The sequence below is a fragment of the Pusillimonas sp. T2 genome, assembly GCF_002236805.1.
In the GTDB taxonomy this organism is placed as follows: domain Bacteria; phylum Pseudomonadota; class Gammaproteobacteria; order Burkholderiales; family Burkholderiaceae_B; genus Neopusillimonas.
Genome location: NZ_NIQA01000010.1, coordinates 91,311 through 112,344, shown reverse-complemented (window position 1 = coordinate 112,344; position 21,034 = coordinate 91,311). Strand labels below are relative to the sequence as shown.

19 protein-coding genes are annotated in these 21,034 nt (G+C 57.8%); 5 read left to right on the top strand and 14 right to left on the bottom strand.

Annotated elements, in window-relative coordinates:
• Position 1: 1 nt before the first annotated feature.
• The 6 genes from PuT2_RS13920 to PuT2_RS13895 form a co-directional block, all read right to left on the bottom strand.
• Positions 2–787, bottom strand: a complete 786-nt coding sequence (locus PuT2_RS13920) for an ABC transporter ATP-binding protein (RefSeq protein ID WP_093971597.1) — start codon at positions 785–787, stop codon at positions 2–4.
• The gene (locus PuT2_RS13915) at positions 784–1,809 is read right to left on the bottom strand and encodes an ABC transporter substrate-binding protein (RefSeq protein WP_093971596.1); all 1,026 of its coding nucleotides are present in this window, start codon (positions 1,807–1,809) and stop codon (positions 784–786) included. The genes PuT2_RS13920 and PuT2_RS13915 overlap by 4 nt, the downstream gene beginning before the upstream one ends.
• Positions 1,810–1,860: 51 nt before the next feature.
• Entirely contained in the window at positions 1,861–3,075 is a 1,215-nt protein-coding gene (locus tag PuT2_RS13910) for a 2Fe-2S iron-sulfur cluster-binding protein (protein WP_093971595.1), read from the bottom strand.
• A gap of 12 nt (positions 3,076–3,087) precedes the next feature.
• Positions 3,088–3,918 carry a xanthine dehydrogenase family protein subunit M gene (locus PuT2_RS13905; RefSeq protein ID WP_093971594.1) on the bottom strand — a complete coding sequence of 277 codons (831 nt, stop codon included), beginning with the start codon at positions 3,916–3,918 and terminating at the stop codon, positions 3,088–3,090.
• Positions 3,915–6,317 (bottom strand): xanthine dehydrogenase family protein molybdopterin-binding subunit, encoded by a 2,403-nt coding sequence (locus tag PuT2_RS13900; protein ID WP_093971593.1) that lies wholly within the window; start codon positions 6,315–6,317, stop codon positions 3,915–3,917. The genes PuT2_RS13905 and PuT2_RS13900 overlap by 4 nt, the downstream gene beginning before the upstream one ends.
• Positions 6,318–6,411: 94 nt before the next feature.
• Entirely contained in the window at positions 6,412–7,509 is a 1,098-nt protein-coding gene (locus PuT2_RS13895) for a TRAP transporter substrate-binding protein (RefSeq protein WP_093971592.1), read from the bottom strand.
• 326 nt (positions 7,510–7,835) lie between these two features.
• Between PuT2_RS13895 and PuT2_RS13890 the strand changes: the two genes are divergently transcribed.
• Genes PuT2_RS13890 through PuT2_RS13875 form a run of 4 tightly spaced genes read left to right on the top strand, consistent with a single transcriptional unit; the run spans position 7,836 to position 11,296 of the window.
• Positions 7,836–8,141: a non-heme iron oxygenase ferredoxin subunit gene (locus tag PuT2_RS13890; RefSeq protein WP_093971591.1), complete on the top strand. Its 306-nt coding sequence runs from the start codon at positions 7,836–7,838 to the stop codon at positions 8,139–8,141.
• A 17-nt stretch (positions 8,142–8,158) separates the two neighbouring features.
• A complete protein-coding gene (locus PuT2_RS13885; RefSeq protein WP_093971590.1) occupies positions 8,159–9,454 on the top strand; it encodes an NAD(P)/FAD-dependent oxidoreductase in 1,296 nt (431 codons plus the stop codon).
• A 23-nt stretch (positions 9,455–9,477) separates the two neighbouring features.
• Positions 9,478–10,767 (top strand): aromatic ring-hydroxylating dioxygenase subunit alpha, encoded by a 1,290-nt coding sequence (locus tag PuT2_RS13880; protein ID WP_093971589.1) that lies wholly within the window; start codon positions 9,478–9,480, stop codon positions 10,765–10,767.
• A gap of 13 nt (positions 10,768–10,780) precedes the next feature.
• Positions 10,781–11,296 (top strand): nuclear transport factor 2 family protein, encoded by a 516-nt coding sequence (locus PuT2_RS13875; protein ID WP_093971608.1) that lies wholly within the window; start codon positions 10,781–10,783, stop codon positions 11,294–11,296.
• Between the two features lie 172 nt (positions 11,297–11,468).
• Here PuT2_RS13875 and PuT2_RS13870 read toward each other — a convergent pair whose 3' ends face one another.
• The 8 genes from PuT2_RS13870 to PuT2_RS13835 form a co-directional block, all read right to left on the bottom strand.
• Positions 11,469–12,092, bottom strand: coding sequence for an N-carbamoylsarcosine amidohydrolase (locus PuT2_RS13870; RefSeq protein WP_093971588.1), 624 nt, complete (start codon positions 12,090–12,092; stop codon positions 11,469–11,471).
• Positions 12,089–13,132 (bottom strand): 2,5-dihydroxypyridine 5,6-dioxygenase, encoded by a 1,044-nt coding sequence (locus PuT2_RS13865; protein ID WP_093971587.1) that lies wholly within the window; start codon positions 13,130–13,132, stop codon positions 12,089–12,091. Before PuT2_RS13865 ends, PuT2_RS13870 begins: the two co-directional genes overlap by 4 nt.
• Positions 13,133–13,169: 37 nt before the next feature.
• On the bottom strand, positions 13,170–13,994 hold the full coding sequence (locus PuT2_RS13860; protein ID WP_093971586.1) for an alpha/beta fold hydrolase: 825 nt from the start codon (positions 13,992–13,994) through the stop codon (positions 13,170–13,172).
• The gene (locus PuT2_RS13855) at positions 13,995–14,969 is read right to left on the bottom strand and encodes an amidohydrolase family protein (RefSeq protein ID WP_093971585.1); all 975 of its coding nucleotides are present in this window, start codon (positions 14,967–14,969) and stop codon (positions 13,995–13,997) included.
• 92 nt (positions 14,970–15,061) lie between these two features.
• Complete coding sequence (locus tag PuT2_RS13850) at positions 15,062–15,604, bottom strand: MarR family winged helix-turn-helix transcriptional regulator (protein WP_093971584.1); 543 nt, start codon at positions 15,602–15,604, stop codon at positions 15,062–15,064.
• 135 nt (positions 15,605–15,739) lie between these two features.
• Positions 15,740–16,891 (bottom strand): DNA polymerase IV, encoded by a 1,152-nt coding sequence (dinB, locus tag PuT2_RS13845; RefSeq protein WP_093971583.1) that lies wholly within the window; start codon positions 16,889–16,891, stop codon positions 15,740–15,742.
• A gap of 12 nt (positions 16,892–16,903) precedes the next feature.
• Entirely contained in the window at positions 16,904–18,994 is a 2,091-nt protein-coding gene (locus PuT2_RS13840) for a TonB-dependent receptor domain-containing protein (RefSeq protein WP_143516186.1), read from the bottom strand.
• 93 nt (positions 18,995–19,087) lie between these two features.
• Positions 19,088–19,792: a GntR family transcriptional regulator gene (locus PuT2_RS13835; protein WP_093971582.1), complete on the bottom strand. Its 705-nt coding sequence runs from the start codon at positions 19,790–19,792 to the stop codon at positions 19,088–19,090.
• A 253-nt stretch (positions 19,793–20,045) separates the two neighbouring features.
• On the opposite strand from PuT2_RS13835, the gene PuT2_RS13830 reads away from it, so the two are divergent.
• Positions 20,046–21,029 (top strand): PDR/VanB family oxidoreductase, encoded by a 984-nt coding sequence (locus PuT2_RS13830; RefSeq protein WP_093971581.1) that lies wholly within the window; start codon positions 20,046–20,048, stop codon positions 21,027–21,029.
• The last annotated feature ends 5 nt before the right edge of the window (positions 21,030–21,034 follow it).

Genomic DNA, 21,034 nt, shown 5'->3' with positions numbered 1-21,034 from the left:
ATCAGGCTTTCCTCTTTTCTGACCCTGTGTCCATGTTGTCGAACAGGCCACGGATATGAGAGACATACTTGCCGAACTCTGGCGTTTCTCGCACCGACAGCGGCCGAGGGCGCGGCAAATCAACCTCTATGATTTCAACCAACCGGCCGGGGCGCGGCGACAACACCATGACGATGTCACCCAAAAATACCGCCTCGGAAATCCCGTGCGTCACGAACAACACCGTATTGCGGGTCTCCATCCAGATACGCTGCAACTCAAAGTTCATCTGGTCACGCGTAAATGCATCCAGCGCACCAAAAGGCTCATCCATCAGCAACAGCGAAGGGTCATCGACCAGCGCACGGCAAATTGCCGCACGCTGACGCATACCCCCCGACAGCTCACGCGGATAGCTTTGCTCAAAATCGCGCAACCCGGTCAGGTCAAGCAGATGATCGACTTTGGCCTGGTAATTGGCTACAGGCTTCTTTGCAAACTCAACAGGCAACAACAAGTTCTTTCGAATCGTGCGCCATTCAAGCAGGGCGTCGCGCTGAAACACCATACCGATGCCGTCGGGCGGGCCCGATACCGGGCGACCGCCAACTTCGAGGTCGCCCGAAGTGATGTTTTCGAGCCCGGCCACACAGCGCAAGAATGTACTTTTGCCACAGCCGCTGGGGCCCAGAATGCTGACAAACTGCCCCTCAGGGATATCAATGTTGATTCCATCCAGAGCCAATACGCCTCGGGCACCTGGATACTGTTTTTGAACACGCCTTGCGCTAACAGCCGGTACACTCATTTGCCAATCATCCCGTCATAAGCCTCGGGCTTGACCATACCGGTGACGTAAAAGTCAGTGGCTGGCAAGCCGCCCTTGATCAACTCAAGCTTGGTCATGGTCTTGACTGCATCATCCCATTCGGCGGGTATCGGCATCCCCATGCGGTAGCCCTCGACGGGCTTGCCGAAATAAGGCTTCAAAGCATCAAGCTGCCCACGAAGCGACTCGGCATCCAGACGGGCTTGGGGGCGCGCGGCAATAATCGCTTTGACGGCTTCATCTTCGTTGCCCGCCCAAATGTATTCCCAGGTACGGGCGGTCACACTAGCAAACTTCGAAATGGCCTCGCCGTGGCTAGCCAATTTGCCTTCGTTAGCAAAAATGCCAAAGCTGGGGATATTCAGACCATAATCGGCAAAAGGAATGGCCACTGAAGGCCGGGTCTTTGAAACCGATGCAATGATGAACGGGATGGTCGATACGACGGCATCGGCCCGACCAACAGCGTATGTTGTAGCCTTGGCTGCCGCTTCAACATTAAGCAATTCAAGGTCGGTGCGCTTTACGCCCCCAGCCGCCAAAAACGCATCTACAAACGGGGCCTCAAGCGAGCCCGCCGTGTACACCAGTTTTTTACCTTTCAGATCAGCCGGCCCTTTGATATTAGAGTCTTTGGGCACCAGCACGCCAATGTCATTACGACGCGCAAACGGGGCCACTGCCTTGACGGGCAACCCCTTGTCGCGCGCAATGATCATAGGTGCCAAAGCCGCATGACCCACATCAAAATTGTCGCTCGATCCCACGATCTGAACCGTGGTCACCGACCCATTGCCATCTTCGAAGTTGATGTCCAGGCCCGCATCTTTGTACCAGCCCTTTTGCATGGCTAAATGAAACGCGCCATGTATGCCCCAGGGCGTCCAATCAAGCCGTACTTTTAAAGGCGTTAATGACTGTGCCGCGGCCGTGCCGGCAACCAGACAGGCCACGGTACCGGTCAGTACGCGCGCCCAGGACTTCGTCAGCAATTTCTTCATGGCAAACCTCTTGTGGTTTTGGTGGAAAAGAAAATCTGGAACGGTGCGCCTTTATTGACCGCCAAGCATCCGCTTCAGGCGGGCCCAAAGCACGCTCATGAACATCTTGAACGGGCTGAACTCAGCCTGCGGCAGGGGCTCGGTCGAACCGGCGGGTTGCGCCATGCGCAATGCCACGTTGCGGCCAAAGTCGGCAATCATGCGTTTAACAAAGTCCTGCACCAGACCCGACCGAGAAAATTGCGCCAGCGGCCCTTGCAGGGAATAAAGCAGATCAACGTCGACACGCGCTTTGTCGGCGGACAACGACGTGACCCGATAGCTGACATCGCCTTTAGCGCGAGACTGGCTAAGCGAGTCTTGCCCCGAGCCGCGCAGCACCGCAGACTTGGCAGCATCGTCACGCTCGAGCGTTGCCGCACCATTGAAGGCTGCAGCCATCGGCCCGAACTTGATGGCAATTTTCCCCTTGACCTCGTCGCCTTCCTGCGACTCGATGACTGCGCCCGGCAGGCAGCCGGCCACCGCACGCAAATCGGCCATAAAAGCCCACACCTGATCCGCAGAAAACGGGACCTCGAAACCGCCCTGGATATTTGTACCCTTGCCTGCTGCGGCGGGAGCAGACGCACCGGTAGACGCCGAAGGCGTCGCGGCAGGCGCCGCTGGCGCTTTGGTGCTGGTCGACGGCACTGCCGCGTCAAAGCCGGTAAACGGCTTGGGCGCATCGGCAGCGGGCGGCAAGGCGGCCTTGCCTTGCATGGCGGCTTCACGCAACGCCTCGACAGCAGGATCGGGCTGCATACGCAGCGCTTCGAGCACCGACATAACGGCGGCCGTAATACCCTGATAGCCGGTGCAACGGCAAATATTGCCCGACAACTCGATTCGCACACGCGCTTCGTCAGCATCGGGCAAGCGCAAGATAATGTCACGTGACGTCGTCAACATCCCCGGCGTACAAAAACCACATTGCAACGCGTGGTGGGTATTGAAGGCTTCGCGCAGGCGAAGCATGACGGGGTCATTGTCGTAACCTTCGATGGTGGTGACCTGGCGCCCCTCGCAGGCGCTGGCAAACGTAATGCACGAACGCACAGGCTTACCATCGACCAGCACGGTACATGCCCCGCAGACCCCGTGCTCACAACTTAAATTGGTACCGGTCAGGCGCAAGTCTTCGCGCAAAAAATCGCCCAAATGCGTGCGATCAACAACATCGCGCGTGAAACGGCGACCATTAACTTCAATATTCAACTCGGACATAGCTACTTTCCTTTACTCACCCAATGCCTGTTGCAGGCAACGCTGGATGACCGTGATGTACAACCGTCGGTCGGCGGCGGTTTTTTCGGGTGCGACGGCGGCGAGAGCCTGCCCGATGGCCTGCTCGTCAGCTGCGGCAAGGCCGCCTTTAGCCACTTGGGCAGACAATTCGGCCAATAACTGCGGTGCGCCCCCAAGCGCCCCCACCACAATGCGGGCAGTTTGGGTAGACGGCTCGAAATACGCCGCACAGCTGGCTTCGGCAAACTCGCCCGTTTTACGGCAAAACTTGTAGTAACCCCAACGGGTTTGGGCCGTACGCGCGGGCACAATGACGGCCGTGATCAATTCTTCGGGTTGCAGATCGACGGCATAAGCACCCAGCATGAACTCGGGCATGCGCACGCGTCGCGTACCGGCGGCAGACGACAATTCGAGCTCGGCCGACTGGGCGCTGGTAGCCAGCACCCAGTCGGCCGCCGGGTCGGCGTGCGCAATGCTGCCGCCTATGGTGCCGCGGTTACGCACGGCACGGTAAGCAATGCGGCCGGCCACTTCTTGCAGCATATGGCCACGCAGTTCGGGGAACACACCGTCTTCGATGTCGGTATGTGTGACAGCCGCCCCGATACGAATCTTGAGACCCTCGGCAGCGACCTGTCGCCACTCATCGACGCCGGAAACGTCAATGACCTTGGCCGGACGCGCCAGACGCAGATTCAGCATGGGGCCCAGCGACTGGCTGCCGCCCATGGCTTTGACCGACCCATCGGTGTTTTTTAAGACAGCGAGTGCTTCTTTGGCCGTTACGGCACGTTGATATTCAAATTTTGCAGCTTTCATACGGTAGCCCCTGTTGTTGCGTTGGGACGTGATTCGGTTGAGCGGCCCGCATCGGCCAGCGCATCGAGCACGCGATGCGGCGACAGCGGTGTGCGGGTAAATTCGACGCCGTAATCCTTCAAGGCGTCGTTGACGGCGCCAAAAATAACGGCGGGCGGTGCAATGGCCCCGCCTTCGCCCATACCCTTTGCACCGAACTCGGTGTGCGGCGACAGGGTTTCGAAATGGTCGATACGGATATTGGGTACTTCGGTGGCGCCAGGCATGATGTAGTCAGCCAGCGTTGACGCCAAGGGCTGACCTTGATCGTCGTAGGGCATTTCTTCGTACAACGCGGTGCCAATGCCCTGCGCAATACCGCCAATGGTCTGCCCTTCAACCACCAGGGGATTAATCATGCGGCCACAGTCTTCGACCACGACATAATCCAGAATTTCGATGGCACCAGTGTTCGGATCTACAGCGACAACAGCGGCCTGACTGCAATAAGTGAAACTGCCGGTATCTACTTTGGGGCGATAACCCACACTGATTTCCAGACCGGCAGGGTCGACATCGGGCGGCAAATGCTGGGGGTTGACGTACCACGCATTACAAATTTGCGACATGGGCACCTGACGATCGCCTGCTTTTACGCAGCCGTCTTCAAGCACCACATCGTCGACCGATGCCCCTAACAAATGAGCGCCGATTTTTTTGATGCGCGGCACCAACTGCTTGCATGCCGTTGACACGGCACCGCCTGACATGACCAAGGACCGCGACGCGTAGGTACCGGATGAATACGGAGTCTGCCCGGTGTCGCCGTGCACAAGACGAATACGATTGACGTCGATTCCCAAAATCTCGTTGGCAATCTGGGCGAAGGTGGTTTCCATGCCCTGACCATGCGAGTGAACGCCCACACGCAACTCGGCGCCGCCGTCGGGCGTCAACTTGACTGCAGCCTGATCAAAACCTGGAATTACAGGCGTGCCCCAGGCGGCAAAAACCGACGTACCGTGCGCGGATTGCTCGGTGTAAGTAGCTACGCCCAGACCAATCAGACGACCATCGGGTTCGCCGCGCTGCTGGCGTTCACGCACGGCGTTGACATCAATCATTTCCAGTGCGCGTCGTAGGCTGGCCGGGTAGTCGCCACTGTCCAGATGCTTGTTGGTCACGTTGACATAAGGCATTTGCTCGGCCTGCACCAGGTTGTCCAGACGCACTTCCCAAGCTTCGCGGCCCACTTCACGCGCCACGGCGTCGAGCAATAGCTCGATAGCAAAGCACACGCCTGTACGCGCTACACCACGATACGGCAGAAAGCCCGGTTTGTTGGTCGCCACGCAACGTGTCTGGCAACGGTAACCGCGAAACGCGTAAGGCCCAGGCAGGTTACCCAAAGCCTGGCCTGTTTCCAGGCCTACGGTAAACGGCCAGACCGAATACGCGCCGCCATTGATGGTGACTTTGGCATCGAGCGCAAGCAATTTGCCCTGTTTATCGGCGTACGCCGTCATTTCGTAATGATGTTCGCGCGTATTGGCACCCGCAATCAAGTGCTCGCGGCGGTCTTCGAGGTAACGAAACGGACGCTTGTAAGTTTTGGCCAGCCAGGCAACACACAGCTCTTCTTGCTGCAAAATACATTTGTATCCAAACCCGCCACCCACGTCGGGCGAAATAACCCGGATTTGCTCTTGAGGCAGGTCGAGGAATTCGGACAAACCGGTACGGATCAGGTGTGGCACCTGAGTCGCGGTGTAAATCACCAACTGGTTGACCTGGTTATCCCAGTAGGCCAATACCGCGATGCCCTCCATCGGCAGCATGCACTGGCGGGAAAGGTCGATATCACGCTTGACGACGACCTCGGCCTTTGCCGACAGTTCATCAAAATTGGTATTGGCATTCAACGTCACGAACACATTGTCTTTCCAGTGATCGTGTACAAAATTTTCAGTGGCTGCTTCGGCGCTTTCAATATCAACATAAACCGGCAGCTCGTCATAATCTACGTCAACCAGCTCCGCCAGGTCTTCGGCTTCGGCACGCGTTGGCGCGAACGTCATCGCGACGGGCTCGCCCACAAAACGCACTTTATCGTGCGCCAATGGCGGCTGCCCAGAGGCCTGGTAAGTCGGTAACGTCGAGTTGGCAACAATATCTTTGGCGTCGGGCATGGACGACCGCAGAAACACATGGCCCTCGGCCTCGGGCGACACTTTGACCCCAGTGATACGCGCGTGCGCCAGCGGACTGCGCAAGAAAGCGACCTCGCTGAGACCCGGCATGCTCATGTTGCCAATGAAGTTGCCCTTGCCATGCAGGTGACGCGCGTCTTCTTTACGAGGAATTCGCGCGCCAACGCCCTGCGGCTTTGCGGTGAATGTTGAGTGATGTGAGTCTGTCATGCCTGAACCTGCCTGTAATGCATCTGTTGCCTGCTTAATTCGGGGTACCACAAGGCGCGCCCGCTAACCGGGCGCGCCTTTTGAAGAGACCGGATTACGATTTCTTCAGTACTTCGTTGAACGTAAAGTTATCGAGCGCGTTTTCAGTGACGCGGAACCAGCTGGCTTCCGATTCCTGGAACTTCTTCCACTGGGGATAGATTTTGGCGAAGTCAGGGTTCTTGGCAGACAGCTCTGTCCACAGCTCTTGCGACGCCTTGTACGCTGCGTCCATAACGTCTTTCGGGAAGAAGCTGAGCTTGGCGCCGTTGGCGATAAGCGAGCGCAACGCGCCGGGGTTCAGGGCGTCGTACTTGGCCAGCATGCGAACCGTTTGCTCGGCCGCCGCCGCCTCGAACGCAGCCTTGTACTCGGGTGGAAGCGCTTCCCAGGCCTTGGTGTTGACCATGCTGGTAATCGACGCACTGCCTTCCCACCAACCTGGCGAGTAGTAGTAAGGTGCCACTTTGTTCAGGCCGAGTTTTTCATCATCGTAGGGGCCGATCCATTCAGCCGCGTCGATGGTGCCCTTTTCAAGCGAAGGGTAGATATCGCTGGGGGGAATCTGCTGTGGAATGGCGCCAAGCTTGCTCAGCACCATGCCGCCAATGCCGCCCACACGCATTTTCAGGCCTTCGATGTCTTTCAGGGACTTGATTTCACGGCGGTACCAGCCACCCATTTGTACACCGACGTTACCGGTCACAAAGTTGGTAATGCCGTATTGCTTGTACATGCCGCGCAACAAATCCATACCGCCGCCGTAGTTCAGCCAGGCGTTGTGCTGACGGGCGTTCAGGCCAAACGACATACCGGTGTCGAAAGCGATGGCGGTATTGGTACCAATGTGCGCCGTAGCCAACACGTGGTTACATTCGACGGTCCCGTTGCTGACCGCTTCCATGTTTTGTGCGTAAGGCACAATTTCGCCGCCCGGAAACGCGCGAATTTCAAATTTGCCTTGCGTCAATTGGCTGACGCGACGGCACAGATCTTCGGCCGAACCGTAAATCGCGTCAAGACTTTTGGGCCAGCCGGTCGACATACGCCAGCGCACGCTGGGCGTCCCTTGAGCGACTGCGGGCATCCCGACAGCGGCCAAACCTGCGCCGGTCGCGGCGACTGCCTGTGTTAGAAAGCGACGTCGTTGCATGTACAGCTCCTTGTGATTTGTTATGAATAGAACAGACAACTGCTGTGGCCCGCATGGGCCGAAAAGGGGACAAAACGTAAAGTTCGCCAACCCACCCGATGACTGAATGCGAGACGCCGAATACGGTTAAAAATTGGCGCACCAGAGCAGGTTATTTGTTAGTATGCTGATCAATCTGCAAAGGTGTCAACGAGGGTAAACACCGAGAAAGCCTTTATTCATGCCATTTTCGGGCAATCCCTAATTACTTGGTGTAAACCCCTATATAGGCAAGAATAAATATACAGCATACTGACTATATTGCCACTAAAATCAAAGAAAACACTATGAACTGGATAAAAATCGCTACCGTCGATCAAGTCGCCGAAGACGAGTCCCTGGCTGTCGACGTCAATGGTCATCAATTGGCCGTGCATCACACCGAAGGCGAATTCTTTGTTTCGGACAATATCTGTACGCATCAGTACGCACTGCTGTCCGACGGCTTTCTGGAAGACGGCTGTATTGAATGCCCCTTGCACCAGGCCAAATTCGACCTGCGTACGGGCAAAGCCATGTGTGCACCGGCTACCGAAGACATGAAAGTCTACGAAGTCAAAACTGAAGGCAACGAAATTTTCGTGCGCTTCTGAACCGGCAAGGCCAACGCATGAGCTCACCATCATCTATTCTGATTGTCGGCGCGGGGCAGGCGGCAGCCGTTGCCGTTGCCGCCCTGCGCGGCCACGGTTATAGCGGTCGCATCAGTTTGGTGGGCGACGAAGCCCACCCGCCCTACGAGCGCCCGCCGCTCTCCAAAGATCTGCTGGTCGCCGCCTCGCCCGATACTGAACCGGCCATCAGCGTGAAGCCCGCCGGGTTCTACGAAGAAAGTCAGGTCGACCTGAAACTCGGCCTGAGCGTGACGCACCTGGACACTAACGGTAAAGTCGCCGCCCTGTCTGACGGTAGCACCGTCGGTTTCGACAAATGTCTGCTGGCAACCGGTGGTCTGGCGCGCACCCTGCCCGACTTCCCGGAAACAGCGCCCAATGTTTTCTATTTGCGCACACTCGACGACGCACGGCACCTGCGTGCCGCCATGCAGCCCGGCAAGCATGTCGTCATTATCGGCGCCGGGTTTTTAGGGCTTGAAATTGCATCGACAGCGCTGGGCAAAGGGCTGACAGCATCGGTTATCGAATACGCCCCGCGCGCCCTGGCGCGAGTGGTTCCACCCGAATTTTCTGGTTGGCTCGAGGCACAAGCCGCCCGGGCCGGCGCGACGCTGCATTTAGGGCAGGCGGCCCGCGAGGTCGTCGCTCCCGCGGCTTCGCAGGGCGCCTGGCAGCTCACACTCAATAACGGTACCGTGCTTTCGGCCGACCTGGTAGTCGTGGCTGTTGGCCTGACCGCAAACACCGCGCTTGCGCGCGACGCCAGCCTGAGCGTCGATACCCAAAATGGCGGTATTGTCGTTGATTCACAATGCCGCACCAGCCATGGCGATATCTTTGCCGCCGGCGACTGCACCAGCCAGATTCGGGACGCCTCGGGCGCCGGCATGCGTCTGGAGTCCTGGCAAAACGCCAACGAACAGGCGCGCATTGCCGCAGCAGCGATGCTGGGCGAAACCGCCGAGCCTGCGGCCTACCCTTGGTTCTGGACTGACCAGTTTGGCCACAATATCCAGATGCTGGGTTTACCGCAAGCAGGTCTGCGCTATGTCACCCGGGGCGACACCTCGGGGGGCGCCACGCCGGCAAAATTCATTATGGTCGGCTTGCTCGACAACATTCCGGTACACGCGATTGCCGTGAATGCCGGTGGCGACCTGCGCGCCCTGCGACCAGTTTTCGAATCGCGCCTGGCCATCGACCCTTCCCAATTTACCGACACTTTGGTCACCGTACGTGCTTTTGCCAAACAAGTCTTGGCCCAAGCCACGTCGGTGTCACCGGCTTAGCCCCGATTTCCAAGGAGATCTTCATGTATCAGTCACAAACCGTCATCGGGCAAACCGTGGCGTCAAAAGACCCGGCACTCGATCAGTGCGTCTGGCCCGAACAAGGCCTGGACGCCATCCCCGACTGGGTTTACACCAGCCAGGCCGTTTACGACCGCGAAATGGAAAGAATTTTCCAGGGCGACACCTGGAACTACGTTGCACTTGAGTGCGAAATCCCCAATGCGGGCGATTACAAGCGCTCATACGTCGGCGCCATTCCTGTGGTGGTTGCCCGCGCCGAAGACGGCACCGTCAGCGTATTCGAAAACCGCTGCGCGCACCGTGGCGCAGAGTTTTGCCGTTCAAGCCAGGGTAATGCCAAAGAGTTCGTCTGCCCCTACCACCAGTGGTCGTACACCCTTAAGGGCGACTTGCAAGGCGTTCCGTTCAAGCGCGGCGTTAACAAAGAAGGCGGTATGCCTCGCGATTTTCGCAACGAGGACCACGGCCTGCGCAAACTTAACGTTACAGCACTCAATGGCGTGATCTTCGCATCGTATTCCGACAAGGTCGAACCCATCGAAGAGTACCTGACACCCGAAATTCTTGAAGATTTCAAGGTGGTGTTCCCAGGTAAAAAACTTAAATTGCTGGGCTACTACCGTAACGAGCTGCCCTGCAACTGGAAGATGTACCACGAGAACCTGAAAGACCCCTATCACGCCACGCTGCTGCACTCCTTCCTGGTGGTGTTCGGGCTGCTGGTTGCCGGCAACAAGTCCATGATGTTTGCCGACAGCAAACACGGGCGCCACGGCATTATGGGTTCAGCAAAGAAAGACGAAATCTACGCCAGCGTCAGCGAAGAGACCAAGAAAGAAATGCGCTCGTTCAGCGACGAGTTGCGTCTGCGCGACGAACGCTTCCTGGACTTCGTTAAAGAGTTCAACTCGCCCTGGTCGGTCACCATGACCACCATCTGGCCCAACCTGGTGGTTCAGCGCGAGATGAATACCTTGGGCGTGCGTCAGATTATCCCCAACGGCCCGAACAGCATGATCATGCAGTGGACCATGTTTGGCTACGAAGACGATACCGAAGAAATGCTGCGCCATCGTTTACGCCAGGGCAACCTGATGGGCCCGTCTGGCTTTTTAGGCCTGGAAGACAACGAAGCCATGCGTTTTGTGCAAGAAGGCGTGCGCCGCTCCAGCACCGACGTGAACATCATCAAACTCGACACCGGCACCATCGGAACGTCGAACACCCTGATTTCCGAAGCGGCCATCCGTGCCATGTACCAATACTATCGCGGCGTAATGGAGTTGTAAGATGCTTTCGACCATGAAGACTGATTATTCGTTTCAACCTGCACGCATCGACGCAGCGCGGGCCCAGCAACTGCGCGCCGAGGTCGAAGCGTTTCATAACGAGTACTGCGCCGTGCTCGACACTAACAATGTCGAACTCTGGCCCAACTTCTTTACTGAAGACGGCCTATACCGCATTACCTCGCGCGAGAACGCAGACCTGGGCCTGGTGGTGGGCCTGGTGTACGCCGAAGGCCGCAACATGATGCACGACCGTGCTGTTGCCATCGGTCGCACCCAGATGTTTGCACCGCGCCACACACTGCACCTGGTGTCCAACATCCGGATCGTCGACGAGGCAAACGGCGTCATCGAAGCCGAGGCCAACTTCCTTCTGGTGCAAACTCTGATCGAAGGCCCCTCGACCGTGCATCTGGCCGGCAAGTACTATGATCGTTTCGTACGCGACGGCGACCGCCTTCTACTTAAAGAGCGCCAGGTCATTCACGACACGGAAATTCTGGCCACCGATCTGGTGTACCCGGTTTAACCTGCAGACGGGTGCGGCGGGCATAGGTACCCGTCACACCCGAGCGTCATGATGCACGACCGGACGTCGCTGGCAAAATAACGCTGCAGATCGTAAAAAAAAGGGAGGCATTTTTAAATGCCTCCCTTTTTTTCTAAACATACCCCGGCCACCTACGCCGGGGGCAAACGCGTCAAGCCGATAAAGCCGCTAAAGCTTCGTCGCGAGTCATGACTGCGGCGTACTTCTGCTTCATGTCGAACAAATTGGCCTCATGAGGCGCCAACGCGCGGTCGCCCACGCAATCGGACAACACCAACGGACGAAAACCCCACTGCATTGCATCGACGACGCTAGCCCGCACACAACCGCTGGTAACGGCGCCCGCCACCACCAGGGTTTGCACCCCGCGCATGGCCAGCCAAGCAGCCAACGACGTGCCAAAAAACGCCGAAGGCACCGTTTTGCGCACCACCAACTCACCGTCAACCGGCGTTAGTTCAGGCACGATGGCACTGTTGTGATCGTGCTCTTTAAGGCCAAGCATGCTGGGCACTTTTAACGTAAAAATATTGTGGTCGGCACCATCGTCAGCAAACACGATACGGCTGTGCGCTACCGACCAACCGCGCTTGCGCGCCTCGGCAAGCAAAGGCACCGTATTGTTGATGGCCTCTTTGATATTGCCGCCGCCAAACACGGCTGGGTCGGCAAAGCCATTGACGAAGTCAATGATCAGCAGGCCCACCGGCGCTTTCAGTTCGAAACTGTTGCCAAACCCCTGTTTGGCATAGGTTTGCGCGTCAGACTGGCTCATTTGACGCCCCCGTCAAGCACCTTGCCATTGCGAACCATGTCTTCGCCATCGAGCCTTACCGTGCAATGACGCAGCGGGATATCGATATGGCAGGCCGTTGTACGCTTGCCGCCGGCTTCGTTGTTGGGCCCCAAAGAGAACAGGAAGTTACCTTCGAATGCACGGGCGTCCATACCAATGGTTTGCTCGCGATCGTACAGACCCAGGGTTGACCAGTGGCAGCGCGGCTGCAAGCCCCAGCCAATGTGCGAAATGGCATAGCCCTCGGGGTCGTTGAACGACGCCATGTACTCGTTAAGCAGATCAGCGTCAATGCCGCCTTCGATCTTTGTGGCATAACCGTTTTCAACGGTCAGCACAATCTGGCTGCTGCAATACATTTTTTGCGGCAGCAAAATGTCGCCCTTGTCGATCACGATACGACCACTCGCTTGCCCTTCATTGGGGAAGGTCAACGCAAAACCGCTCGGCCAGTGATCCCAACGGCCGGGTTCGTCGACAAAGCCGTACTCGCTGATGGGGTGGAACTCACCCAGGGGGCAACGCAGATCGGTCCCGGCTTCGGAAACAACCGTCATTTCGCGCGCGGCGGCAATGCGGGCCGCTGCCGCTTTAACGCGGGTACGATCGGCTTCGGTGGGCACCGTGCGGACCAGAATTTCGGGCGGCTCGACGGCCAGCAAAATTTTAGTGCCGCCCTTCAAGATGTCGATTTGTTCGGGCGAAAACAGCAAGGTCATCAAGTCGAGGACAAGGTCGCTTTCTTTGAGTGCGGCAATGGCCGCTTTGTTGCCGGTAAGGGGCGTTGTCCCCAAGTACGCCAGCGGGTCGCGGCTGAGGGCCTTTTCGGCGTTGACCGGCGGCAAATCTAAACGGTTAACCACCGCGCCCATCGACTGCGAGGCAACGGTAGCCGCCAACAGCGTTTGCCGATTGGTGGCCGAACTGGTCAGAATGGTAACGGTCTGGCCGGCTTCGAGGTTGGACAGCTTCAGCACCTGCTGCCACGCCGAAATAAGCTGATAATCACTGACAGGCATGTTGAGCTCCTGGATGATGCGATGCGCAAGTAGCGCGTTAAGTTAAAGACGCACCCAGGAAATCGCCGAAGGCCTGATAAAAGCCCTCTTCGTTATCCCAGGGAATCATATGACCGGCATCACGCACATGCGTCACCTGAACATCGGCGATGAGTGTCTTGATCTCGGCAATGTCGTCTTCACGAATCACGTCGCCGCGCTCGGCAACCATGAGCATGCAGGGCACGTCAACGGCCGGCATATCGACGTGAACGTCATCGGTATGAAATGCATTGAAGCTGCTAATAATGGCGCGCTCGTCGCAGGTATGCAGCCATTCGGCGCGCAAACGCAACTGCTCGTCTGTCCAGGTGGGGCAGAAGGCACGCATGGCTTCAAGGTCGCAGCCTTTGCGAGCCAGCGCCATAGAGTCGACATACCAGGGCAGTTTTGAAGGGTATTCGCGACGTCCGGGGCCCGATACAGGCGGGTCGACCATGACCAGGCGCGTTAGACCAGCTGGCTTGGTGCGTGCGGCGCGCACGCCAATACGCCCGCCCATCGAATGCCCGACAATACTGTAGCGCTTCAGGCCCAACGCTTGGGCAAACGCCAATACGTCTGCAGCTTGCGCATCAAGGCTGTAATCGAGCGTATCAGAGGCCTCGGACAAACCACGGCCGCGTACGTCAAGGACGTAGGTGTCGAAATGACGGCCAAAACGCTCGCCCACAAAACCCCAGGTAATGGCCGGGCTGGTAATACCCGGCACAATAATGACAGCATCGCGCTGGGCACGGGCACCATCGGTGCCGCCGTAGCGCAAGTAGTGCTGACGAATACCGTTGGCGTGCACATTGGCGCCATACAGGAAGGTCGTCATTTATTTGTCTCCGTTCAGTTTAAACAGACGCTCGGCATTGCCATGGCAAACCAGCGCCCGCGTTTTTTCATCCATCGGGGCGGTTTCAATAAACGTCGCGGCCGTGGCGGTATCTTCGTAGGGATAATCAACCGAGAATAGCACGCCTTCAGGCCCCATTTCACCGATGGCACCCATCAGGGCGGGGTGCGAACATACGCCCGAGGTCGTGATAATGATATTGGAGCCGAAGTATTCCGACGGCTTGCGCTTAAGGGTGACGCCCTGCGGGTAAACGGCAAAGCGGCTATCGAAACGCCAGCGCAAAAACGGCAAGCCCTCGCCCATATGGCCGATAATCAGCTTAAGGTTAGGGAAGCGGTCGAACACGCCACCAAACAGCAAACGCAGTGCATGGGTGCCCGTCTCGACGCCCCAACCCCAGGTTGCGCCGGTCAGTTCGGGGTGGCGGCTGAACATATGCGGCGAATCGAACATGTTGAACGGGTGCAAGTACATGGGTACATCCAGCGCCTGCATGCGTTCCCAGAACACGTCGTAGGCCGGGTCGTCGTAGTACACGCCGTTGGTATGGCCATTGACCAGCGAGCCTTTCATGCCCAGCTCGTTGACCGCGCGCTCAAGTTCGTTGGCGGCGGCGAGCGGGTCTTGCATGGGCAAATGGGCAAAGCCGCCAAACCGCGTGGGGTGACGGGCAATTTGCTGGGCCAGAAAGTCGTTGTTCTCTTTGGCGCGCTTGATCGCCAGTTGCACATCTTGCTCGACCTGAACACCCGGGCCGGTTTGCGACAAGATCACGTAATCAATACCGGCGGCGTCCATTTCTTTTAAACGAACATCGTCGAAATCCGTCAGGCGTCGGGTCAGATCGGCGGCAACCTGGGGATCAATCAAACTTACAAATGCTTTGGAATAGTCTCCAAAGCCCACCCCGGAAAAGTGCTCTTCCAGCGCAATTTTACGAATACGGCTCACAGCGGATCTCCTCTAAAAGTCCTCTAGTCAGTATACTGACAATTACGCCAAAGTTAACATGGCGTAAACCCTTAGAGCCCGCGTGGTGAACGTTAAACGGCTTTAAGCGCGGCGCGCCCGTACTGGTTATTGGCCTCGACCAGTTCGGTCAGCAAAGACAAAAACAATTTGCGGTTCGAAGGCGACAACGGCTCGATAAGGCGCTGCTGCGCGCGCGCCATGCTGTCTTTCAGCGATACCATCAGCTCGAGCCCTGCAGACGTAATATTGGCCTGACGCGAGCGCTTGTCTTGGGGGTTGACGCGTCGCTCGAGCAAACCTTTGTCTTCGAGGCGCTTGATCACATCGGCCGAGGTGGTGCGGTCGAGCCCCAGTTCGTAACCAATCGTGGTCTGATCCAGCCAGGGGTTTTGCGAGAGTACCGTCAGGATGCCGTATTGCACCGGCGTAATACTGCCTTCGGTGCACTCTTCGAAGAACATGGCGTAATGAATCTGGTTTAATCGGCGCACCAAAAAGCCCGGGCGCGACCACAGTCCGTGGCTGCTGAAGACTTCGGGGGTAATGTCGTCGGGCAGGTCTTCTTTGTGCGATAGCGGGTTTTTGGGCTGTGCGGGCTCGCGTATTTTTTTCATGGCAATTGGGTGTTGATGTCTCTTTTGTCAGTATACAGAGCAATTTCAATTCCCACACCTGGCATACGGTTTTTAATGCAAAACCGCCACAGGCAGGCATGCGCTGCACTGATCCATTTTCTGGAGCAAACCTTTTCAGTATAGCGTCAGCTGTCGCGCCGGGCCTGAGCCGGCCAAAGACGCAGGCGAATCGTCAACCAGGCTGCTGATGCGTACGCCCAGCAAGCGCAAGCGCCCGTCAAACGTGACACGACGAAGGCATTGACGAGCCGCGACATGAATTTCAGTCGGGTCGGCCGTATCGTGCGGCAGGGTGATATCTCGCGTTACAGTGCGAAAATCGTCGAACCGCAACTTGATGCCCACGGTGCGCCCGCGGCACTGTTTACGCATCAGGTCATTGGCGACTTGCTCGCAGAGCCGACGAAACACTTCAGACAAGGTTGCCCGGTCGCGTACCACATGCAAATCGCGATCAAATGTGGTTTCGCGGCTGATGGATTTTGGCCGGCTGAAGGTCACCACCGGGCGATCGTCGCGGCCATGCGCCACCTCAACCAGCCATCGCGCATACGTCAGGCCAAAGTGCGCCTGCAGCAGGGCCGGGTCTGCGCCGGCTAGCTGGGCAATCGTTGCTATACCCAGACCCGCCAGCTTTTCGTTGGCCTTGGGGCCAATGCCATTAATTTTCGACACGGGTAATGGCCAGATACGCCGGTCAAGGTCATCGTGGGTCAAAATCGTCAGGCCGTCGGGCTTGTCCAGCTCAGAACCGATTTTCGATAGCAATTTGTTCGGCGAAATGGCAATAGAACAGCTCAAGCCCGTGGCCTCGTACACCGCCGTTTTCAATTGCCGGCCCAACTGCGCAGCCTCGCCCGGCACGTCCGTCAAATCGATATAAATTTCATCAATGCCACGGTCTTCGATACGCGGCGCAATTTCAGCGACAGCTTGCTTGAACAGACGAGAGTAATGCCGATAGGCCTGGAAATCGGCAGGCAGCAAAATAGCTTCGGGGGCCAACTGAGCCGCCTTCATCATCCCCATGGCCGAGAACACACCCAGTGCACGTGCCTCGTAGGTCGACGTTGTCACCACGCCCCGACCCGCATACTGACGCAATCTGCCGTACTCGCGGCGCCCGTCGGCCAGCGTTCGAGGCGCAGGCGTACTGCGCCCCCCGATCACGACGGGCTGACCCCGCAGATCGGGGTAACGCAGCAGTTCTACAGATGCATAAAATGCATCCATATCGAGATGGGCGATACGACGCGGCGGCGACATGGCACAGGGTAGTTAGTAATCAAGGCGCACCCCCGCCATAATGCTGCGACCCGGCAACGGGGCGGCTTGCGCCAAATACGACGCGTGATTGAAAGCCTGCACATTCAGCAAGTTTCGTGCGCGCACATAAAGGGTCAGATCAGACTGGCCCAAGCGCGTATCGTACGACAAACCCAGATTCAGCATGTTGTAGCCCGGTGTCTCAGACTCGCCCGCGCCAATACGATGCTGGCTGAATACCCGATAAAACGTCGCATCAGCTGTAACTGGCCCCCAGTTCGCCTGGCCTCGCCAGCCCAGACGCGCTCCCGGCATACGCGGCAAGTTACCGTCGCCGCGCACACGGCCATGCACCAGATCACCAAACACACCCATAGTCAAACGATGACTGACGCGATAATCAATACCGGCCTCAAGCCCGGTAAAACGCGCATCGCGCTGGGTATATTGAATCAAACGAAAGTCTTCGTAGCGATCGAGCGTTCGGGCATAAATGTAGTCGCGGACTTCATTGTGAAAGACGTTTACATTGAATGTGAGGTCGCCGTCGGTTTTGCGCAATCCAATGTCAATCCCATGCGCCGTTTCTTTATCGAGGTTGGTATCGCCGCGCTCGTAGGTGTTGCTGGCCAAATGGACCCCATCGGCGTACAGCTCTTGTGCCGATGGCATGCGCTGGGCGCGTGTGAGCGACACCGACAACGCGTACTGTGGTGCAAACTGCCACGTAGCAGCCGCCGAGAACGACGCGCCAGACGCGCCGTAAGCTGGGGCAGTGTTGTCGGGTCGAATCCGCTGACGATCGTATCGCGCCCCCAACTCAAAACGCCAATTGCCGGTCTCATAGGCTTCAAGCAACGCCAGCCCTTGCGTTCGGGTCAAGGCCGACGGCATGAAGCGCTCTTCGCCTGAGGTCCGAAAGTCGGACTGCCCGGCCTGGACGGCCACCACCCCTTCCCACCCACCAATCGGCGCATGTGCAACCTCAAGCCTCAGGTCGCGGCCACGATTCTTGTACGTGGCAGCAACCTCGTCGTGCTCAAGCTCGTCGTGCCGGTAATCGGCGAACCCGGCACGCCAGCTAATACGCTCAATTCCGGTGAAGGGCTGGGCATACTCTCCTCGCAAGTCAATGCGCTGCGACTTGAGATCGACGCGGGGCGGTGCTTCTGCTTCCTCGTGGCCATGGTCATGGTCATGGTCGTCATGATCGTCATGACCGCCATGGCCGCCACAATGCAAATGATCGCCGTGCGGATGGCAGTCGTCATAGCCATGACTGTGTCCAGGGATGCCATAACGGCTTCGCGTGCGACTGACGGCAATCCCGGTGTAGCCGCGATCGTGAATCCACGACAAGCCGACGCTGCCGGCCGACGTATCCTGATCCGAGCCCGCCAGACGGTTGGTCTTCCAGTCCGGAACACGATAATCACCGGTACGACGCTTCATGCCCTCGACGTGCACAGCGATTGGGCCATCCCCGCCGGTGACAGAAAATGCGCCAGCCCGTTCATTCAGCCCTGTCGCGCCACGCACATCAACATGCCCTTCCACGCCATTTTCCGGAACGGCCCTCGGTACTTTGCCGTCGATGACGTTGACGACCCCGCCAATGGCTCCGCCGCTGTACAGCAACGCACCGGGCCCGCGTATGACTTCGATCCGCTCGGAAAGCATGGGGTCGGCCATGACGGCGTGGTCCGGCGATACTCCGGACGCATCAAAAACGGCCCCCCCATCGGTCAATACCTGCACACGCGGCAGGGTTTGCCCACGAATAACCGGCCGACTGGCACCCGAACCAAACGTATCGGCGTGGACCCCGGGCAAGCTTTCCAGTGCCACACCCAAGCTGGTCTGATCCGCCATCAGCAAATGACGACCTTCGATGATCTCGACGGGTACGGCCGCAGTGTCGGCATCCGGGCGCAGCGGGTTGGCCGTGATCACAACCGGCGCCAAGGTGCGCGCAGGCGCCGGGTCAGCCGCCACCGGCGCGGTTTGCAGCGCTTGCGCACAAACCAGTCCGGGTGGAATGAACATGCCGGCCAACAAAATGGCCCTCAGCTTGGTTGGCACAGGTTTGATGATTTTTTTCATAAGCTCCCCTTTAAAATTGCAATGTTATAACATAACAATATCAACAGGGAGTTAGGCCGCAACTTGCGCACCGCGGCTACGATTGCCGATTACTTAGACGGCGTCGGAGCGAACCGACATCACGGCGCCAAGCTCAGGATTCAGGGTCTGGCTTTGCTCTTGCGTGTAAGCATGTTCGCGAAACAGGAACTCGGCACGGTCACCCTGGCGAGCTTCGATGGCTTGCACTATTGAATGATGCTGCCGGTGGGCGTAAAACAAAAAGTCGAACATCCGCTCTTTGCTGGTGCTGGAAAACGCGATGCTAAGCGGCGCAGTAAACGGCACCACATTGCACCGCTCCGTCAGACTTTCAAGCAACGGCATTTGGGCCGCCTGCATGATCAGGCCATGAAACCGCGCATTCATTTCGGCATAGCGCAATTCATCGTCTTCCTGAAGCTGACGATTTGCAAAAATGGCATCGCCTTCGGCCAGACACGCCTTCAGAGCGGCCAACAAAGCGGGCGATGCCCCCCTGTCGGCCACCTGGCGGGCGGCAAACCCTTCAAGTACGGCGCGCAAGCGCAGGGCCTCGATACTGTGCTGGGCAGTAAAGGCGCGGACCGAATAGCCACGCTTGCCGGCAGGCACCAGCAAGCCTTCCTGGGCCAATGCTGGCAACGCCTGACGCACGGGCGTGCGAGACACCCCCAGCCGCGTGGCCAGCTCGGCTTCCGGCATGCGTTCGCCCGGCTTGATATCGCCGTGCAAAATCATTTCCCGAAGACGAACGATTACTGAAGTTTGCTGAGTCATAAGCAGATACACAAAGATTAATCACCGGCCGGAATGAGTGCGATGATAAACGCTAGGTACAGGGATGCACACGTCATTGATGCGTTAACAGCACATCAATCCTGTTTCACGGGCCATATTGAATCCAATTCGGGATCCAAAAAAACATTATTTTTCATTAAAAATAAAATTATTTGCTTTTTTTGGATCCCAAATAGTAAAATTTGAATCCAATATTCGTGAACGACGTTTATACGTTCCCCGGAGACAAGCCGTGCCCCAAAGCAATATCCCCGTCGTGGTCGCAGGCATACGCCAGCTCACCCCTCGCATCCGCGAATACCTGCTGCGTGCGCCCTCGGGTGCGCCGCTGCCCCGCTTCGAACCGGGCGCTCACATCGAGCTGCACACGCAATCGCCCGTCAGCGGCCCAATCGTTCGACACTATTCGCTGATTGGCGGTACAGGCACCTGGGACGACACCCCCGACATCTACCGCATTGCCATCCAGCGCGAAGACCGGCAACGCGGGTCGGCCTATATCCACGACCACTTTGCTGTCGGCACCCCCCTTCACATTTCGCCTCCAAAAAATCATTTCCCGCTCGATCGGCGCGACGGCAAAACCCTGCTTATTGCGGGCGGCATCGGCATCACGCCCATTCTTTCCATGCTGCGCAGCGTGGTACGTCGCAACAAGCCCTTCGAAATGATTTATGCCGGGCGCAACGCCGCCGACATGGCTTACCGGCAAGATGTCCAGCGTTTGGGTGGGGCCCAGGCCCGCATTCATATCAGTGGCGAATCCAACCAAAATCCGCTCGATTTTCGTAGCGTGCTAGCCGCGCAGCCCGCCCACACCAACGTTTACGTATGCGGCCCCGCACCCATGGTGCACGCGGTTCAGGCCGCGGCCGACGCTCTGGGCTGGCCCACCGGTCGGGTGCGCAGTGAACTGTTCTCATCCGGCCCTACGGTTAACGACGTCGCCTTCGATGTCGAATTACGCGCGTCGGGCCGGGTTGTTCACGTCGGTCGCGACGTCAGCATCCTTGATGCTCTTACTCAAGCCGGAGTCAGCGTACTGTCCGACTGCCGACGCGGCGAATGCGGCCTGTGCCCCTTGCCCGTCCTCGACACCGATGGCGAGCTGGTCCACCGCGACCGCTATCTCGATCAAGACGAAAAACAATCCGGCGAGACGCTTTGTATTTGCGTTTCCCGCACAACCGGCGCGCGCCTGGTCCTCGACGCCTAGGAGAC

Excerpts from the sequence above, each read along its gene's own strand:
- PuT2_RS13870 (WP_093971588.1), bottom strand. The coding sequence starts at position 12,092 with ATGAGCCAGTCTGACGCGCAAACCTATGCCAAACAGGGGTTTGGCAAC.
- PuT2_RS13890 (WP_093971591.1), top strand. The coding sequence starts at position 7,836 with ATGAACTGGATAAAAATCGCTACCGTCGATCAAGTCGCCGAAGACGAG.
- PuT2_RS13920 (WP_093971597.1), bottom strand. The coding sequence starts at position 787 with ATGAGTGTACCGGCTGTTAGCGCAAGGCGTGTTCAAAAACAGTATCCA.
- PuT2_RS13915 (WP_093971596.1), bottom strand. The coding sequence starts at position 1,809 with ATGAAGAAATTGCTGACGAAGTCCTGGGCGCGCGTACTGACCGGTACC.
- PuT2_RS13865 (WP_093971587.1), bottom strand. The coding sequence starts at position 13,132 with ATGCCTGTCAGTGATTATCAGCTTATTTCGGCGTGGCAGCAGGTGCTG.
- PuT2_RS13835 (WP_093971582.1), bottom strand. The coding sequence starts at position 19,792 with ATGACTCAGCAAACTTCAGTAATCGTTCGTCTTCGGGAAATGATTTTG.
- PuT2_RS13900 (WP_093971593.1), bottom strand. The coding sequence starts at position 6,317 with ATGACAGACTCACATCACTCAACATTCACCGCAAAGCCGCAGGGCGTT.
- PuT2_RS13895 (WP_093971592.1), bottom strand. The coding sequence starts at position 7,509 with ATGCAACGACGTCGCTTTCTAACACAGGCAGTCGCCGCGACCGGCGCA.
- PuT2_RS13860 (WP_093971586.1), bottom strand. The coding sequence starts at position 13,994 with ATGACGACCTTCCTGTATGGCGCCAATGTGCACGCCAACGGTATTCGT.
- PuT2_RS13905 (WP_093971594.1), bottom strand. The coding sequence starts at position 3,918 with ATGAAAGCTGCAAAATTTGAATATCAACGTGCCGTAACGGCCAAAGAA.
- PuT2_RS13910 (WP_093971595.1), bottom strand. The coding sequence starts at position 3,075 with ATGTCCGAGTTGAATATTGAAGTTAATGGTCGCCGTTTCACGCGCGAT.
- dinB (WP_093971583.1), bottom strand. The coding sequence starts at position 16,891 with ATGTCGCCGCCGCGTCGTATCGCCCATCTCGATATGGATGCATTTTAT.
- PuT2_RS13880 (WP_093971589.1), top strand. The coding sequence starts at position 9,478 with ATGTATCAGTCACAAACCGTCATCGGGCAAACCGTGGCGTCAAAAGAC.
- PuT2_RS13850 (WP_093971584.1), bottom strand. The coding sequence starts at position 15,604 with ATGAAAAAAATACGCGAGCCCGCACAGCCCAAAAACCCGCTATCGCAC.
- PuT2_RS13885 (WP_093971590.1), top strand. The coding sequence starts at position 8,159 with ATGAGCTCACCATCATCTATTCTGATTGTCGGCGCGGGGCAGGCGGCA.
- PuT2_RS13840 (WP_143516186.1), bottom strand. The coding sequence starts at position 18,994 with ATGAAAAAAATCATCAAACCTGTGCCAACCAAGCTGAGGGCCATTTTG.
- PuT2_RS13875 (WP_093971608.1), top strand. The coding sequence starts at position 10,781 with ATGAAGACTGATTATTCGTTTCAACCTGCACGCATCGACGCAGCGCGG.